11 protein-coding genes are annotated in these 19,509 nt (G+C 30.2%); 3 read left to right on the top strand and 8 right to left on the bottom strand.

Annotation, left to right across the window (positions count from 1 at the left end; all coding sequences use genetic code 11):
• Positions 1–5: 5 nt before the first annotated feature.
• From NHF47_RS12450 to NHF47_RS12420, 7 genes are all read right to left on the bottom strand, one after another.
• A complete protein-coding gene (locus tag NHF47_RS12450; RefSeq protein ID WP_252765234.1) occupies positions 6–569 on the bottom strand; it encodes an AraC family transcriptional regulator in 564 nt (187 codons plus the stop codon).
• Positions 570–652: 83 nt separating this feature from the next.
• Positions 653–1,393 carry an MlaD family protein gene (locus tag NHF47_RS12445; protein WP_252765233.1) on the bottom strand — a complete coding sequence of 247 codons (741 nt, stop codon included), beginning with the start codon at positions 1,391–1,393 and terminating at the stop codon, positions 653–655.
• A 15-nt stretch (positions 1,394–1,408) separates the two neighbouring features.
• On the bottom strand, positions 1,409–2,140 hold the full coding sequence (locus NHF47_RS12440) for an ABC transporter ATP-binding protein (protein ID WP_252765232.1): 732 nt from the start codon (positions 2,138–2,140) through the stop codon (positions 1,409–1,411).
• The gene (locus tag NHF47_RS12435; RefSeq protein WP_256477034.1) at positions 2,137–2,946 is read right to left on the bottom strand and encodes an ABC transporter permease; all 810 of its coding nucleotides are present in this window, start codon (positions 2,944–2,946) and stop codon (positions 2,137–2,139) included. Before NHF47_RS12435 ends, NHF47_RS12440 begins: the two co-directional genes overlap by 4 nt.
• Positions 2,947–3,060: 114 nt before the next feature.
• Positions 3,061–5,343 (bottom strand): BamA/TamA family outer membrane protein, encoded by a 2,283-nt coding sequence (locus tag NHF47_RS12430; RefSeq protein ID WP_252765231.1) that lies wholly within the window; start codon positions 5,341–5,343, stop codon positions 3,061–3,063.
• Positions 5,343–10,301 carry a translocation/assembly module TamB domain-containing protein gene (locus NHF47_RS12425; RefSeq protein WP_252765230.1) on the bottom strand — a complete coding sequence of 1,653 codons (4,959 nt, stop codon included), beginning with the start codon at positions 10,299–10,301 and terminating at the stop codon, positions 5,343–5,345. Before NHF47_RS12425 ends, NHF47_RS12430 begins: the two co-directional genes overlap by 1 nt.
• Positions 10,302–10,303: 2 nt before the next feature.
• A complete protein-coding gene (locus NHF47_RS12420) occupies positions 10,304–11,098 on the bottom strand; it encodes a phosphatase PAP2 family protein (protein WP_252765229.1) in 795 nt (264 codons plus the stop codon).
• Between the two features lie 204 nt (positions 11,099–11,302).
• Here NHF47_RS12420 and NHF47_RS12415 point away from each other — a divergent pair, with 204 nt between their 5' ends.
• Together NHF47_RS12415 and NHF47_RS12410 are read left to right on the top strand one after the other, a co-directional pair.
• The gene (locus NHF47_RS12415) at positions 11,303–12,214 is read left to right on the top strand and encodes a DUF6268 family outer membrane beta-barrel protein (RefSeq protein WP_252765228.1); all 912 of its coding nucleotides are present in this window, start codon (positions 11,303–11,305) and stop codon (positions 12,212–12,214) included.
• Positions 12,215–12,216: 2 nt separating this feature from the next.
• Complete coding sequence (locus NHF47_RS12410; protein WP_252765227.1) at positions 12,217–14,526, top strand: GAF domain-containing protein; 2,310 nt, start codon at positions 12,217–12,219, stop codon at positions 14,524–14,526.
• Here the strand turns inward: NHF47_RS12410 and NHF47_RS12405 are convergent.
• A complete protein-coding gene (locus tag NHF47_RS12405; protein WP_252765226.1) occupies positions 14,514–15,686 on the bottom strand; it encodes a Pycsar system effector family protein in 1,173 nt (390 codons plus the stop codon). The two genes, NHF47_RS12410 and NHF47_RS12405, sit on opposite strands and share 13 nt — an antisense overlap.
• A gap of 24 nt (positions 15,687–15,710) precedes the next feature.
• Here NHF47_RS12405 and NHF47_RS12400 point away from each other — a divergent pair, with 24 nt between their 5' ends.
• Entirely contained in the window at positions 15,711–19,448 is a 3,738-nt protein-coding gene (locus tag NHF47_RS12400; protein WP_252765225.1) for a metallophosphoesterase, read from the top strand.
• Positions 19,449–19,509 lie beyond the last annotated feature (61 nt).

Raw genomic sequence — 19,509 nt, 5'->3', positions numbered from 1 at the left:
GTTTATTAATTTATATTTTTTGTAGCAATTTCTCTTCTTTTAGTAATAATCCTTTGGAAAGCAGAAGGAGTAATACCAGTAGTGTTTTTAAATTGAGTACTTAAATGCGCCACACTTGAATAATTCAATTTAAAGGCAATTTCGGTAAGACTTAAATTTTCATTTATAATCAAATGTTTGGTCAGTTCAATTTTTTGTAGAATAATAAAATTTTCAATAGATGTATAGGTTACTTCTGAAAAAATATTGGATAAATAGCCGTAACTATGGTCTAATTTCTCAGCCAAATAAACGGAACTTTTGACATTTGGGGCTTCTTCATTAAATACCATTTCAATAATGGCATCCTTGATTTTTTGAACCAATATGTTTTTCTGATTTTCAATTATTTCAAACCCATACTCTTCTAACAAAGCCGTAATTTGATGATAGGTTTCAGTAGGGATGTTTTCTAAAAACAAAACTTCAGAAGCATTTACAATTTCAAATCGAATATTGAAACTTTGTAATTTTTCTTCTAAAATTTTTTTTGCTAAAACATTGGTGTCAAGCTTTAAAAATAATTTCACGGTACTGTTTTTAAATTTTAGTAAAAGTAAGAAAAATGTTTAATAAATGAATTGTGTTTATTAAACAAAAAAGTAGTGTTTTATCATTTCTTTTCCGCTTCTTCTTGGTTTTTTTCCGCTTCTTTTTCTGCCTCTTCTTGTGCTTTTCTTTTCTCTCTTTCTTTTTTTCTAAAGTAGCCTCTTAATAAAAAATTATGCTTAGCCGCTTCCATATTTTCATTTAAGCCTTTGGAACTTTTTCTTAAATTTTCCATTGTTTTTTCTAAATCTTCTGCCATAGTTTCATCGTTCATTAATTTACCTAAGGTCCCTTCACCATCGTTAATATCGGTCAATAGAATGGCTAATTCGTCTGTAATCACTTCAGCATTTTCAGCGGTTACTTTTACAGAAGCCATAATATCATCCATTTCAACAGGTTCAAATGAGCCTATCATGTCTCCATCTTCAATTTCTTTAGAATTTGATGAACCTTGTGATATAGTTAGTAATTTATCACCAATCACGCCTTCTGAACCTATCGAGGCCTTGCTGTTTTTTTTTATAAACTTTTTTACGTCTGATTTAATGGATAAATCAACTTGAACGGTACTATCATTAATTATTTCAACATTATCTACCGTACCAACATCTATTCCTGAAAAACGAACGGAACTACCTACTTGCAATCCGCTTGCATTTCTGAACTTGGTTTTTATTTTTATTTCTGAGCTAAATAAATTTTGTTGGCTACCAATTAAAAAGATAATTACAATTAAAAATGTTAGGCCTAAACTTACAAATAAGCCTAATTTTACTTTATATGATTTATTTTGTGTTTCCATGTTTGTTGTTTTTTATTAGTTGAAAAATGATTGTATGTAACTATCGTTATCGTTTTCAAATTCAGATAGTGTTCCTTCTTTATATACTACGCCATCTTTTAGCATAATAATTCGATCTGCTACAGTTTGTACACATTTTATATCATGTGTAATAATAATAGACGAAGTTTTAAATTTATTTTTGGTTTCATTAATGAGTTGACTAATTTCATCTGATGTAATCGGATCTAAACCTGTTGTAGGCTCGTCGTAAAGTAAAATTTTTGGATTTACGATTAACGTTCGTGCTAAACCAATTCTTTTTTTCATACCACCAGATAATTCAGAAGGCATTTTATCAATAGCTTCTGGTAAACTAACATCCTCTAATACTTTTTCAATTTTTTGAGTTATTTCTTCTTTTGAGAATTTTTTATCCAATCTCGTTAATGGAAAGGTTAAATTTTCTCTTACCGTCATGGAGTCATATAATGCAGCACCTTGGAATAAGAAACCTATCTTTTTTCTAACTTCAATTAAATCTTCATCTGTGCTATTTGCTATTTCATAATCTTCCACTTTAATACTTCCTGAATCGAGTTGTAGTAAATTAACGATACATTTAATTAAAACCGATTTTCCCGTTCCTGATTTTCCCAAAATCACTAAATTTTCATTCTCAAAAAGTTGTAAAGTAACTCCCTTCAGAATATCTTGTGTTCCAAAACTTTTGGTTACATCTTTTATGTCGATTAATACGTTTTTCATAATAAATCAGTTATTTGAACGGCAATTAAGTCGACGATAATTAATAATAAAGAAGCAGTTACTACAGCTGAATTGGCAGCCACACCCACACTTTCTGTTCCTCTTCCTGCGTTGAAACCTTTATAACATCCTACTAAACCAATAACAGCTCCAAAAAAGAAAGATTTGATAAGAGCAGGCAGTAAATCTATAAATTCAACACTATCAAATGCTTGATGCATAAACAAAGTGAGACTTACATCATCTTTGATATTCACACCCAACCAACTTCCAAAAATTCCTATGACATCAGCATATAATGTTAAAATAGGTATCATTACTGTAGCGGCTAATACTCTTGGAACAATTAAAAAATTAACTGGATTTGTATTGGAAACTTCCATGGCATCTATTTGTTCCGTCACTCTCATAGAACCTAGTTCAGCTCCCATACTGGAACCAATTTTTCCTGCACAAATAAGTGCAGTTATAACAGGTCCCATTTCTCTAATAATGGATATAGCAACCATACCTGGAAGCATAGCAACTGCTCCAAATTCTACTAGAGGAGGTCGAGATTGAATGGTTAAAACTAATCCAATAATAATACCCGTAATAGAAATTAATCCAACAGATTTATTTCCAATTTGATAACATTGTTTTAGGAATTCGCCTTTTTCAAATGTGGAATGAAGAATATTTTTTGCCACACTTTTCAAATACGACATTACATTGGCAACGTCTATAAAAAAGTCGATAAATTTTTGCTTGATATCATTCATAAAACTATTGGTTATGAATGAATTATTTGGTTTTAAATAAGACATGGTTGGTTTTTTATTAGTTATTCAAAGCTAGATATAAAACCAGTTGGTATGCTTACATAATTTTTTCCAAAGTTTATATAATTTAGTAGCTGAAGTGCTTTGTGAATTATATTTTTAAAAAGGATATCCAATAGCTAAATTGAATATTAAATTTTCTTTTCGCCAATTTCTGTCCCCAAAATCAATCTCATCAATTACCCATTCTTGTCCTTTAGGTAAATAAGGTTTTCGCAAAGGAAAAGCAAAATCTGTTCTTAAAATTAAAAAAGAAAAATCAAATCGAAGGCCCACACCAGTACCTATTGCTAACTGTTTTAGGAACTGATTTGAAAATTGAGCTCCAGGTTTATTGGGATTTTCATTTAGTAGCCAAATATTTCCTCCATCTACAAAAACGGCTCCTTTGATAAAATCATAAATTTTAGTTCTTAATTCGGTATTAAACTCTAATTTAAGATCTCCAGATTGATCGGGTAAAAACGTATTATTAGTAGTGTCAAGATACGTTCCAGGACCAATTGATCGCGCTCTAAAGGCTCTAATACTACTGGTTCCTCCAATAAAAAATTGTTTTATGAAAGGCAGTTCATCGGAGTTACCATATGGAATTCCAACTCCTAAAATAATTCTACTGGCTAGTTTGGTTTCCTTACCAAAGTTCAAGTAATGTCTAAAATCGGTTTCAAATTTAGCAAACTGGCTAAAGGGAACACCGAGAATACTTTTTGGATTATTGGAATCATTGGCACCCATTATTAAACCTGTTGCATTAGCAGATAAATCTAAAGCACCTTTAAAATAAATAGTGTTTTTTTTCTGTGTATGCATGGTATTGGTATACGTGTAAGAGTAGGTTGGACCAAAAATGAGCTGTTTCTGAATCACTTTTTCTAAAGAGGAATTCTCTTCAATTTGCTGTTTGTATAAGTCGGTTACTTTATTTGGTTTCGTATAGGTAATATCAAAAACATTCAAGTTATGTTCTTTTCTTTCATTTTCTTTCCACATGTAGCCAAACGAACTTTGGAACGTTTGTAACGCATATAATTGGGTTCTTAACTGGTATTCATAAGTGATGGATGCTTTGGTTCTAGGGACAAAGCCGCTTGCAGTATGTACTCTAAATGGTGTAATGAATCGAGGCCAAATTAAATTGGTTTCACCCCCAAAGCGATACACATTAAACCCATTATTTTGTCCAGAAACTTGTATTTCTAAACCACCAAATGCTTTTATACTTAACAATTCAGCACCTCTAAAGGTATTGCGATTGCTCCAATTGATATTTAATTCGGTACCTGAATAATTGGCTGAATTACTTTTTGCTAAGGCTTCTACACGTATTGATTTTTTAGGTAATGGAGTGAGGTAATAATAGGCATCTAAATAATTACCAATGGTATCACTTTCTTTAAACTGATTTTTTACAAATTTGAAAGTTCCTAGAGTAATTAATCGATTCAATGATAAATTATGATTCGTTCTATTATATATATCTCCTTTTTCGAAATTCAAGGTGTTTCCAAAGACGATAGGTTTGAAAAGCTTTTCACGATCAATAATGGTAAAATTTTTATATTTTTCGGCTACTGTTGAATTTTCTTGTAAAGTATCTTGTTCTAATTTAAAATTAGAATACACATAAATTTCATTAATATGATAGGCTTTTCTTGCTTTTTCAGGAGTTGTTTCTTTAATATCTAACCAAAGTTTTACTTCATGATTTCCTACTGTACTGTCGACTTGAGTTAGCATAAAATTTTCGTTAAAATAATAGTAACCTAATTCTTTCAGTTTTACATCTATTCTTGCTCTTTCAGCTTTAATTTTGTCTAAATCGTAGGGTTCACCAAGTTTCAATAGACTATTTTTTTTCAATCCTGCAATTTCTTTTCCTAAAGAAGTAGAATCATTAGGATATTGTATTTCTTTAATTTTATATTGATAATTTAAACTAACCACATAATCTGCAGTAGCTTTTTTTCTGTTTTTAGTAGAATCAGCTTCTGTTTTGACATTAAAAAAACCTTTGTTTTCAGCGTGGTTTTGAATGATTTTCTTATTGTAATTTAAATCTACTTCACTAAATAAAACAGGTTTTTCACCTAATTTATATTTTAACCAATAGCGAAAACCTTTCTCTTTTTTTACATCTCCAGCCAAGTTGTAGAAGAAAATCCCAGGGCGCATTCCAAGAAGGGAACGATTAGGCTTAGGGCGAATTAATTCATCCAATGATTTTTCAATTTTTTTTCTTTCACTGCGAGATGTTTTTTCTCCATTTATATCTATTTTATGTCCTGTATAAAGGAGGTCACCTTCGGGGATGTTTTTAGTACCACTACAACTATACAAAAATAAAATGGTAAAAAATAGGATGGAATATAGTGTCTTCATTAGTCTTTTTTGTCCTTGTTTTTTTGGAATAATTCTTTAAACTTATCATAATTCATTGTAATGATAAAAGCAACTCCAGTTTCAATGACTTGACCTTGAAGCGCCACTTGATAGTTGTTTTTTCTATAGGCTTTTAATTTATAACGTCCGTCTTTTGTAATTAAATATTCCGCAGCTACGTCGCCAGCAATATTGTTTGCTTGTTCATTTTCATTTTGAGTGCCTTCAATTCCAAAACTACTTCCTACAGATATTTTTAAGCGATCGTCTAATAGTTCTTTAGAAATGCCCACATTCAAATCGGTTCTATTTTGTTTTTGGCCAGAGGTATAATCTTCAGTAGCTTGTAAATCAAAGTCAATTTGAAATCCTTGAATTAAATCACCTGCAATTTGATTGAGTTGTTCCGATAAAATTCGGCTCGCACTTTGTTTGGCTAAGTAGGAGGCACTAATTCCTCCAGTTTCACTTTGGAATGGATTTTCTCCAATGAATCGATTCAGTAAAAGAACTGCAAAAACTTGTTTATTTAGAACATCTTCTTGCTGACGAATTTGTTCTAATTTTGCTTGAGTTGTATTAATAACTTCAGCTGAAACATCATTATTTCCATCTTGTAAAACAATATCAAAATGAATTTCAGGTTTCATGAGTTCTCCTGTCATTTTTAATTGAGTTTCAAAGGGTATTTTTTGTTTATACGTATTTCTCACTTCAGCGGTTACTTCGCCTAATTGATCATTCACTAAATCAATAGGAGCAATATCGGTTTTGTAAATAGCGGTTACATTTACATTGGCACTAGTTGGTTCCCCAATCCAAACAATATAACTACCAGGTTTAATATCAAATTTTCTTTTTATAAGATTAAAATTCATCTCATAAGAACCCGAAGTAAATTCATATTTACCGGTTAAGGTCGTTTTTCCAGACGGGTCTATACCTCCATTTAATTCTGCTTCTCCTTTTAACTTTAAGAAATCACCATTGGCTTTATCAATGATGATTGAGATTTCCGCATCCTTATCAATTTCAATATTGACTGAGGCATTCATCCCTTTTATATCGGTTTCTGTAATTGCTTTGGTAGGATCTTTTACGGTTATTAATACAGGCTGATCCTCATCAACAAATTCTACGATACCTTCTCTGTCTGCAATAGAAGGATCTTCTTGTGGTAAAACAATCGTAAATTTAGTGTCTTTATTAATTTTAATATTTCCTTCAATTATTGGACTATCAAAATCTCCTTTCAGGCTAAGGTTATTATCTAAATATAATTTACCGTAAAATAAGTCACTATCTTTTGCTTCTGAATTTACCGCTCTAAAATTGTCTGCTTGAATGTTTAAATCAAACCCTAAATTAGCATAATTAGCAGTAGTAACAGTGCCATTAATCTCTAAATCGTTATCATTTTCATCTTTAAATCGAAAGGTATTGAACGTTATGGTTTGATTGTTGAAATCAATGGCGTCATTAATTAGCTTAAACTTCGAATTAAGAGGTGCTACAACAAAACCAACATTATTAAATTTGAGTTGCCCTTGAATTTCTGGATTATTGGCTTGCCCTGAAACGGTTAAATTACCATTCAAATACCCTTCACTTTCTGTCAAATTTCCTGAAGTAAAAGGTTGAATCGATTTCATTTGTAATTTTTCTAACGTTACTTTAAAATCTAAGTTTCCGCTACCAATTTGATAATCACCTTGTATTGTTGCTTGATTGTTTTGTCCAGTTAAACTGATATTAGCTGTGTAAGTATTGGCAATTTTATTATCTATTTTTAATGCAACAGTTCCAATAGTATCTTTTTTAAAGCTTGCATTATCAATTGTAATATCGGCTGTAAAAATCGGGGTTTTATTTAGGTTCTCAATAGTGGTTGAACCATTCACAGTTCCACCAAATTCATAATTGGAAGTCACTATATTTGTAATAGATTCTAATTCGAAATCTTTCAAATCAATTTGAATAGGTGATTCAAATGATTCCGTTTCCGATTGAATTTTTAAATTATTCTGATTATGATTTAAGACGAAATCTTGTATGTTAATCCCATTATTAATGATAGTAATGGTGTTCTTTGGATTAATATTCCAATTTTCATAGTTTAGGACTAGTTTTTCAGCATCAATTTGAATCGTAGAATTTGTTTCTGTTTGTTTATAGCTACCTGCAAAATTGTATTTTTCAACGTCTTTAGTATCTGAAATGCTAAGTTGATAATCGAGTTGGTTATTCTCAATTTTACCAGAAACTTGAGTTTTTGGAACAATTATATCATTATTTTTTAACCTACCAATTTCAACATCGTATACTAGAGCTTCTTGCGCTTTATCAACAGAAATTGTAACCCCATTTATTTCATTATTAGCATATTTTATATGAGGGATAGTTCCTTTTATACGGATACTGTCATTGGCCGAATTGTAATTACCATTGATATGAATAGCTGATGTTTCTTCTAAATCAGGTACTATCTTTTTTAAAATTTCTTCTTCTTTTATGTAAATATCAAAATTTAGGTGTTGCGGTGGATTGGGTGCTTTTGACCCAGAAGATGAAGTACTATTAAAATAATGGTTAAAAGATTGCGAAACAGCTGCTGGTAAAGAAGCCAATTCATAGTTTCCATTTAAATTGACATTTACAAATTGCGATTTTAAAAGAATTGAATCTTGTGTTTCTGTTGCAACCGATTTTAAATAAATGGTATCCAAAGGGAATTGTTCGTTTTCAAGCGCTACTAAGAAATTAGTTGCCATTAAAGAACCATTCAAATGGTTCACATCTAAAGTTTCAAAATCTGCAGTAATAGTTCCCTTCATCTTTAAAGGACCTGCATGCAAATTTAATTTGTTTAAATCGATTAAATCTAGATTTAGATTGAGTTGCGCTTTAGGGTACTTTCCATCAAAACCTCCCTTAGATTCTAATTGAAAAGTGATATTAGGATCATTACTTTTAGTTGTGAATACAAAATGCCCGTTTTTAATCTCTCCATTTAAGATAAGGTTTTTATAATTATAGGCATTGTAATCTGCAGAAATAACAGTGACATCAGCTTTTGTGTTCATTATTTTGGGATCCAAAGATTTTCCATTAACTATCGTTTTAACCGAAACTTTACCTAATTTGTCATTTTGGATGAGTTTACCAATGTCAAATTGATCAAAGGATGCATTTAAAGTATATTGTTCTTGATGCACTTCCTTTTGATTCAAAGTTGCATCGACTACGGCATTTCCGAAAGAGCTTTTTAAATCAATATGCGTTGTGAAATTATCTAAATATCCAATAAAATTTCCAGTAGCTTCAAAATTTTCAGGTAAGGTTATTGTGTTTGGAATCGTATTTTTAGGAAGAAAGGTATTGACGTCTTTTGCGGTGCTCACTAATGCGTTAATACTAATGTCTAAATAGGTTGTTTTAGTATTTGGTAAGCCAGTAATTACCCCATTCATGTCAATTGCAGTGGAACCTATTCCAGAAGCTTGAATTTTCTTAACCTTTAAATTGTTTAATTTTCCACTAACTTGCGCGGTTAAATTTACAATACTATTTTTATTGGTATTGAATGGAATTTGATTTGCTAAATCTGGCACAAGAAATAAAATATCTTTGAATCCAATTTTACTGTTAGTAAAATTAGCTTGGACTTCAATACTTTCAGGATTTTTTGAGAGTGAAGCAATTGAGGGATATTTTAATAAAAGTGTTTCCTTATCGAGGTTTGTATTGGGAGTAACTAGTACTAAATTTTTTAAGAAGGCATTCTGTGAAGCATATTCAAATTGCGTGCTTAACTTTGTGACTACAAAACCTTTGTTTTCAATAAAAGAAAGATTTTTTATTATACCTTTTATAGTATGGGTAGCATAGACTAAATTGGTAGCTTCCCAATTGAGTTTTTTAATAGATAAATGATTGGTATCTAAACCATATTTAGTTTTCTTTACAGCTGTATTGTCATAATCAAAATTTACATTTTTAAATGCTACTTCATTAGCACTTAGTTCCCAACCTTTAGTAGTAGTTGTATTATTAGCTGAACCAATTTTATCTTGTGCTAAATTCAAAGATAACTTCCCATATGTCTCTTCTAACTGAAGATCATGTAAGGCTATTTTTTGTTGATTTAAATCAAATTCTTTAACCTTAGTGTTTAGTTTTTGGAATTGTAATTGTGTATCTAATTGTGTGTTTTCATCTTTATACTTTATCGCTATTTTTGAAAGAGCAATGTCTTTTAACTGCAATTTAATTGTTTGATTTTGAGTCTCTTCCTTGATTTTATCTGTTGCTTTTTCAATTGCTTCTGAAAGTCCTTGATTGAGTTCTAACTTTAAACCGTCTAATTGAATTTTTGGAATATTAAAGGCTAACTTTTCTAAATCGAAAGCATCTATTTCAGTTTCAAAATAGGCTATGGAAGTAGCAAGATCATTTTTGTTAATGGCATCATTATAGTAAAAGTGAGTATTGGAAATTTTAACTTTGTTTACATCTATTGCCATTGGTTTAGAGGTTGTACTAGGCTCTTTTGAGGCAAATGCTTTAATGATATAATCGAAATTAAAAACTGAATCTTTGTTTTTATTTATTTTAGCAGTAACTCCATCGATGTAAACATGATTGATTTCAAGTGAATTGGAAAAAAGTTTAATAAGACTTACATCTACATCTAGTTTTTTCCCAGATAATAAAGTGTCACCTGATTGATCTTCAAAATAAAAATCAGTTAAAATAACTTTTTTGGGTAAACCAATTTCAATTGTTCCCACACGAACTTCCGTATGAATCTTACTTTCAAGATAATCAACTGCTTTTTCTTTAACTTTATTTTGTACAAAAGGAATTTGTAAGGCTAGTATTAAAAGCAAAATAAGTCCAAAAATTGAACTTATAATCCATAAAATTATTTTTAAAACTTTTTTAAACTTCTTTTTCAAAATTAGAAAGTATATTGAATTCCTATTCCTTGATACCCAAAGCCAACTTCTGGTGCAATTTTTAAATTACTATCTTTTCTTCTATGTAATCTTGGTATTAGAATACCACTAGTGGCACCAATAACATAACCCACTATTGCATCTGATAAAAAATGATTTCCGCCCTTTACTCTATAATATCCTACTGCAGCTGGAAGTAGTGCAGCACCAGCCCAAATATAAGGCTTTGCTTTCGAATTTGGATAAAAGTCAGCATAAACTTGTGCCGCAAAAAAAGTTGATGCAGCTGCCGCAGCTACATGACCACTAAAAAAAGATCTTTGATTGTTACTTTCTAGTTTTTCATCTAAGCTTAAATTAGGATTGTATACTTTAGGTCTTGATTTTTCAATAAATCCTGATGAAACTGTAAAAGTCGCCAAAGACAAACCAACAGCTTCAACATACATAATGGATAATTGTCCCATATGCTGACGAGTGTCTTTATTTAAAGCAAATATAAGAGGTACAGCTATAGAAGTGTATAATGGAATGTCACTAGCCGAAGAAGCTTTTTCGTCATAATTTCCTGCTGACCATCGGTCTACAAACCAAATATCTTCTGCATTCAAAGCGCTTAATTTTTCTTCTGTAAGGGGCTTTTTATCTTTAATCACTAAAAGTCCCCAAGTATTTATCACAGTAGCACCACCTATTAATGAAGCATCGGTTAAAAAATCGGTCGTATAGGGAGATTCTTTTTGGCCTAACAGAGAATAGGGCAATACTAAAACAAATAAAAGGGCTATCTTTTTCATTTTCATCTTTGTTTATTTTCCAATGAAACAAAGTAACAATAGAAGGTTTTTATTTGTTTTATATAATGCGGAGTAACTTTTATATAATTTAAACATTAAAGGGAAGTGTACAGGATGCTTTATTGTAATTATATAAATCATCGTTTATAAAATGTAACTCTAACAGTTGCCATATTTCTAATTTTACTATTTAAATTAAGATTTATGAGATTCCAAAACAGTATAGTAGGCATTACTCTTTTATTTGTATCATTGGTTCATGCCCAATTTGATACCGATGCGATTCATTTAAATGTAAGTCACATTCCTAATTCAGATTTAAAAAATGCGGATGCAAGAGCTGATTTAACGGAAATAGATTTTCAAAGTTTTACACCCACGATTCGGATTGGTAGAACTACAAAGTTGAATAGTATTATTAATTATAGATTATATGATTATAATTTTGATTCTCCAGATCCTATTTCTGATAACTATCCAGATAACATGCATCATTTTAAATATACGTTATTGGTTAGACAAAAAATAAACGAACATTGGAATGCATACATCGCTCCAAGATTGAATATTCGAACTGATTTTAAGAGTAATTTTACTTATCGTGATTTATTTCCTGCACTTACTGCTATGTTTGTTAAAGATGTGGTTCGCAATCCACATTATAAATATGGTATTGGAATCAATTTTAATAACAACAATGGTAAATTTAGAGTATTGCCTACTGCTTATTTTCAATATCAAAAAGAGAATATGAAAATTAGCGCTTTCATTCCCTCAAAAGCTTCGATTACATTTGCCAATGAAAAATATGCCTATGGATTTGGATATCATTCTGAAAGTAATATAACGCATTTAAATTTATCGGACGATCCTGCTGTTAATCCCAATAATATTACTTATCTTAGGAACATGAATGTTTTTGTGTATCCTTCTTATTCAAGAAACTTAGGTTCAAATATTTGGGTTACCTTAAAGGCTGGAATTACGATATTAAGATTGTATGAACAATATAATAGTAGTTTCGATGATATTTCAGATTATTATAATGATTCGTTTAAACCGAATGCCTATTTTAGTATAGGATTTAGTTATAAAGTAGATGATAGTAAAAAATAAATATGATTACTAAAGAAAACATAGTTTTATCACCTTATGAAGTGGAATTTTCAATTGCACCTTTTCTTGATGCTTTTACTTTTCCGAAAAATCCTGAATTAAAGGAATATTACGAAAATTTGTTTTCTAAAATTGAACATGTGCTTGTTAAAGAAAAAGAAATAACAGGAATTGTTAGGGATAATGCTTCCTTGTTTGATGAATTTTTTTCTATTCTAATTCCTGAGCATATTTCCAAAAATGAATATAAAGCTGTTGTATTACCTGTAAAAAACACTATTTTATATCGTAGTGAAAAACTAAACGAGATAGATTGTTCTGTTAAAGAAAGCATTCGTTTCTTCGATGCTTCACCAGATACGATTTATAAACTAAAAGCCATGGTTATCTTAAATTCAATCATTGAAAATAAAATAACTTTAGACAATAAAATCATTTTTGAATTTAAAGATAATAAAGGGGTTTATAAAACATTTTTTATCTCTAATAAAAATGATTTTTTAAAAATTTATCCAAAAGACACTTCCCGTTATCCCACTACAGAACAAATTGATATGTTATTGGACGATTTAGATAATATTGATTTATGGAAAGAAATTTTTCCTGAAGGGAGTTGGAATGTAGAGGGGTTTTGTATTTTGACTATGGTCGAAAACACGTTAGAGAATGCAGTTTCCCAATTAAAAACCAATCTGTTAAGTTCTCAAAATGATACCTTAGTAAATGATGAAAGTTTTAAAAAAATTTTTAGATCTATTTTTGATATTCCTGATTTAAAAATTGGGATAACGGTTTACGATAGTGAAGAAAATGCGTTAATCAAAACGCGATACAATGATGTAGAGATTGACAGTTTTATTTTAAATGATAAAATGAGTAAAACCATTTCTGAGTTTAAAAACGATCAATTATTAAAGTACAGCATACTAAAAAGAGAACCTATTTATATTCAAAATTTAGAGCAATATAGTATTTCAAATTCCGATTCCGTATTATTAAAAGTATTATTGGAACAAGATATTCAAAGTGTAATTATTGCTCCTATTGTGAGTAGAAAAGGAATTATTGGTACCATTGAATTGGTGTCAGAAACCAAATACGCCATCAATAAAAAGAGTTTGAGCCGTTTGAAATTAATTTTACCCATTATTACCAATACGCTAGAACGCTCCTTAGAAGCTACAGCCAATCGGATAGATGCTATCATTCAAAACGAATACACTTCAATTCATCCTAGTGTATATTGGAAATTCAAACAAGGAGTAAGAGATTTTCTGAATTCGGATAAAAAACTAGAAGAATATTCGTTTAAAGACATTGTATTTAAAGATGTTTTTGCATTATTTGGTCAAATAGATATTAAAAACTCGTCTCATAATAGGCAATTAGCAACTATTGAAGATATTAGAAATCAATTGCAGCTATTAGTAAACTTATTTCAATCTATAATTAGTGAAAATAAAATTTTAATTGCCGATCAAATTCTTTTTGAATTGGATAAATTTTCTGTTGAGATTGAAAATAATTTTGATACGACTTCCGAAAGCAGTTTTAAATTATATGTAGAGAGCGAAGTGCATCCTGTTTTGGAAACCATGGCGTTTTCTGAAGGAATAACTGAAAAAGTAACCGCCTATTTTGAAAAATTAGATCCAAAACTGAATATCATTTATGACAATAGAAAAGCATATGATGAATCAGTGGCATTATTAAACAAAAAGATGTCATCCTATTTAGATGAATGTCAGTTAGAAGCGCAAAAAATATTTCCTCATTATTATGAACGTTATGCAACGGATGGCATAGAACACAATATGTATATTGGCGCTTCCATTAATCCAAGAAAGGAATTTAGTCCTTTGTTTTTCAATAATTTAAGATTGTGGCAATTAAAATCCTTATGTGAAACCGTTTATAATTTCCAAAAATGGAAACATATATTAGAATTTCCTTTAGAAGTAACAACTTTAATATTAGCTTTTAGTTCGCCTTTAACCATTCGTTTCCGAATGGATGAAAAATTATTTGATGTTGATGGCTCTTATAATGCACGTTATGAGGTTGTCAAAAAAAGAATTGATAAATCGCATATTAAAAATTCAGAAGAACGCATTACACAAGAAAATAAAATTACTATTGTATACGCTCAAAATTCTGAGAAAGTAGAGTATATGAAATACCTAAAATACCTTATTGCAAAAGGGTTACTCGAAGAAGAGATTGAAAAGTTTGATGTTGAAGAACTACAAAGTATTTCAGGCTTAAAAGCACTACGAGTTACCATTAAGTCAATTCCCAATCAAGAATGTTGATACGCATATAAAAAGGTAAGTACAGAAACGACGATACCTACCATAAAAATATTGTAAGTAATTCTCAATAATTTATATTTTCGGTCTAAAATAATACCTAAATAGTGTAAATCTTTCGTAAGAGAATTATATAAATAGTCGTTGTCTAACATCATTTTGTTAATTTCATCTTCATAATCTTGATAAGGAACTTTATAAAAGTTTCCAAAAAATAAAAGATTGACCTTTTTGTTTAAAATGTCTTCTTTTGTGAATTCTGTTGAGGTTACTTTCGGACGTGTTGCTAAAATGGCAAAGACTATCGAAATTACACTAAAAAATAAAAGTACAAATGTGGGTAAGGTGAGATAAATATTTCCTGGACTGTCTAATTTTGGTATTAAAACGGATAAGGCTACCGAAATAATAACTGCATTAACAGAGAGTAAAATATTCGCCTTACTATCTGCAATGTCACTTAATCTAGTATGATTAGTTATAGTAACTCTAAACAAGGTTTCAACACCACGCCCTAATTTTTTTTTCTTTTTCTTTTTTTTCTTTTTTGGGGTTACAACAAGATCTTCATTTTTTTCCATTCTTTTTTCTTCCAAAATTTGTATGTTTTTTTGTTTGATTGGCTCCCAATTTTCCTTAGCGTAATTGGTGTAAAATTGATGTTTTTCTTTTAAAAATAAAATGTTTTCATTCAACCATTCTTTTTCTGAAAATATGGCTACATCACATAATTTCCATTCTGTGCGTAATTCTTTTAAAAAGGAAAAGTAAGCATCACTACCTACATGGTAATAATCGGAATCACACATTACTTTTTCTAAAATGGTTTTAGGTTCATGATTAAAAACGGTTGCCATAATTAAATTACTAACCGCATCAATAGTGTTTTGATCAACTTCATTCGCAACTAAAAAAGTAGTAGCAATTTTTACACTTTCTCCTTCATGACCATCTTTGCATTTGATATAACCTGTATCATGAAACCAAGCTGCCAATTGCAAGATTTCAATATCTTTTTCAGAAATATTTTCATGCTGACCAATTTCTTGAACAGCATTAACAACATTTTTAGTATGCGTTACATCGTGATATTTATATTTAAATTCTAATACATTTTTAAATAATTCTGTAACGTAGAGTTCCGCTTTTTTTACTAATTTCATCCATTAAAAATATACTACTAAATTATGAAATTTAATTACTTTAGAAAGCTTTTTTTTGTAAAAATAATTTGTGTTTTAGCTTTAATAGGCTTTCTGAACTCTTGTGCTACTTTTTCAGTTCAAACGGGTAAAAATATTAAAAATCCTATTGCACCCATTGAGGTTGAAGCTCAAGAAGTGGATCATACCTTTTATTTAGTTGGAGATGCAGGAAATGCAAATGCTGTTAATTCAAAGCAGGCTTTATTACCATTAGAGAATAAATTGGAAAAAGCCTCTAAAAACAGTACTTTACTGTATTTAGGGGATAATGTTTACCCAGTAGGAATGTCTGATGATAAAGATACTGAAGAATATAAAATAGCAGAGAAAATATTAGAAAATCAATTAAAAATTACTAAAAAATTTAAAGGTAAAACTATTGTAATACCTGGGAATCACGATTGGTATAGTGGTTTAAAGGGGTTAAATAATCAAGAAGATTTTGTAATTTCCTATTTAAAAGATAAGGAATCATTTTCACCACGAAAAGGTTGTGCTATTGAAGACTTTGAAATCAATGATAATATTACTTTAATCACGATTAATAGTCAGTGGTATTTAGAAGATTGGAATAAAACCCCAACGATAAACGATGATTGTAATATAAAGAGTAGAGAAGAATTTTTTGCTGAATTTGAAAGTCTTTTAAATAAAAATCAAGACAAAACAATAGTGGTTGCGATGCATCATCCTTTGTTTACCAATGGAGTTCATGGTGGTCATTTTGGAGTGCGAAAAATGTTATTATCGGCTGAAAACTCATTTCCAGTACCATTATTAGGAACTTTATACAATTTATTGCGAAAAACTTCTGGAATCAGTTCGCAAGATGTTTTGAATAAAGATTACACCGCTTTATCCAAACGCATCCAAACCTTAATTCAAAAAAATGAGAATATTATTGTGGTTTCGGGTCACGAACATAGTTTGGAATACATTGAAAAAAATGGTGTCAAGCAAATTGTTAGTGGTTCTGGAACCAAAACAAATGCAGCTAGAGCTATTTATCCGAATGATTTCTCTTATGGAAAAAATGGTTTTGCAACTTTAGAAATCTTGAAAACTGGAGAAGGAATTCTTACATTTTATGGGAAAGAGAATGATAAAGAAATTGTGCTTTATAAACAATCTATTTTAAAACCTGTGAATACAGAAACAAAAGATTATCCCAATTCATTTCCGGCATACAAAGAAGCAACCGTATACGTACCAGAGAAAACTAAAAAATCTGGTTTTTATAATTTTTTATGGGGTAAGCATTATCGTAATTATTATGGATTACCCATTACGGCAAAAGTTGCCACTATTGATACTCTTTTTGGCGGTTTAACCATAGATAGAGAAGGAGGAGGACAGCAATCGAATTCTTTACGCGTAATTGATACAAAGAAACAAGAATATGTATTACGAGCAGTAAAGAAAAATGCAACTCGTTTTTTTCAAGCGGCTGTATTTACCGATCAATATGTACAAGATGATTTGAAAGATACCTATGTAGAAACTTTTTTAATGGATTTTTTCACAACTGGACACCCTTTTATGTCTTTCATAATTGATGATCTTTCAAAGAATATAGGAATTTATCATGCCAATCCGAAGTTGTATTACATACCCAAACATGATGCTTTAGGGAAATTCAATTCTAGTTTTGGTGATGAATTGTACATGGTTCAAGAAAGGGAATCGGATAGTCAATTGGATGAATCTTCCTTTGGTAAACCAGATGATATTATTGGAACAGATGATTTATTTAAAAAATTAAGAAAAGACGAAAAATACCAAGTTGATGAACAAGCATTTATTAGAGCACGACTTTTAGATATGCTTTTAGGAGATTGGGACCGACATGCAGATCAATGGAAATGGTCGGAATTTAAAAAAGGGGATAACGAGGTCATTTATAAACCCATTCCAAAAGACAGAGATCAAGCCTTTCCTAAATATGGTGGCGTTCTAATGAGCTTAATTCTTAATCTTCCTGAATTTAGAAAAATGCAATCTTATGATTCAGAAATTCAAAATTTAAAATGGTTGAATCATGTAGGTTATCAATTGGATATTGCTTTTTTACAATCGAATAAAAAGGAAGATTGGGAAAAACAAGCCACTTTTATTCAGGAAAATTTAACCGATGCTGTGATTGACAATGCCTTTTTGCAATTACCAAAAGAGGTTCAAGATGCAACAAGCGACAAACTAAAAGCCGATTTAAAATCGAGAAGAGATCATTTAAAAGAATATGCGGTTCAATACCATAAATTATTAGAAAAGAGAGCAATTATTGTTGGTACAGATAAAAAAGAAGATTTTTATATCAAAAAAATTAGTCCAAATGAAATTGAAGTTTCTCAGATTAGAAATAAGAAAGATGGTGAAGAACAATTTATTATGAAACGTACGTTCACCTCTAAAGACACTAGAGAAATTTGGATTTATGGTTTAGATGATGATGATAAATTTATAGTAGAAGGCGATTTTAGATCGAAAATTCATGTGAAGCTTATTGGTGGTCAAAATAATGACGTTTATAAAATAGAAAACGGTCATAATGTGAAGATTTATGATTATAAAACCAAGGACAATACTTTTGAAATTGATGGTAAAACCAATACTCGCTTAAGTGATGATTATGAAATGAATGTGTACACTTACAGAAAAGCCAAATACAATTCTTTTTCTGTAATTCCAGGAGGTGGATTTAATCCAGACGATGGTGTGAAATTAGGAGTAATTATGAATTATATTTACAATGGTTTTAGACAAAATCCGTATACGAGTAAACATACTATAACGCCTAATTATTTTTTCGCAACCAATGGTTTTGAAGTAAAATACAAAGGGCATTTCCCAAAATTAGTTGGCCCACTCGATTTTAATATTGATGCTAAAATTACCAGTCCAAATTTTACTATTAATTATTTTGGATATGGCAATGAATCGGTCTACAATGATTTGGATGCAGATATAGAATTTGATTATAACAGAGTTAAGTTAAGAAATTTCAGTTTTTATCCTTCATTAAACAAAGTAGGCAAAAAAGGAAGTTTGGTAAGTTGGCAATTAGGATTTGAAGATTTAGAAGTTGAAAAAACAGCCAATCGTTTTATTAGTGAACCAAATGTGGTTGCAGAACGTGTGTTTACGCATCAACAATATGCAAGTACAAAAATAAGTTATGGTTTTGAAAATTATGATATTGTTTCTTTACCAACCTATGGCATGGGATTTTTATTAGGAGCAGAATGGAAAAGCAATTTAGAAGACACTCAAAAGAATTTTTTCACTTTAGAAAGTAAATTTAATTTTTCTCATAAAATTTCTACGAAAGGGAATTTGGTTTTTGAAACCTTATTGAGAGGAAAGCTGATTACGAATGATAATTTTGATTTTTATCATGCTGCAGCTATTGGTGGAAATAATGGTATACGGGGCTTGCGAAATGAGCGTTTTATAGGTAGGCAATCTTTTTATCAAACTTCGGATGTGCGATTGACTTTAGGAAGTATCAAGCGCAGTTTTGTTCCAATGAAATATGGAATTATAGGAGGATTTGATTATGGAAGAGTTTGGACCAGTAATGATACTTCAAATACTTGGCATACTTCATACGGTGGAGCACTTTGGTTAAACGGAATTAATATGGTAACTGCCAAACTGGGTTATTTTAAAAATCCAAATGATAAAGGACGTGTTACTTTTGCAGTACAATTTGGATTCTAAATTGGAATAATAATAAAGCAAAAAGAGAGTAACTCATCTGTTACTCTCTTTTTTTATAAAT

The organism is Flavobacterium sp. NRK F7 (genome assembly GCF_024054195.1).
In the GTDB taxonomy this organism is placed as follows: Bacteria; Bacteroidota; Bacteroidia; order Flavobacteriales; family Flavobacteriaceae; genus Flavobacterium.
The sequence above is the reverse complement of the archived record's forward strand: the minus strand, read 5'-3'. Positions and strand labels throughout refer to the sequence as shown.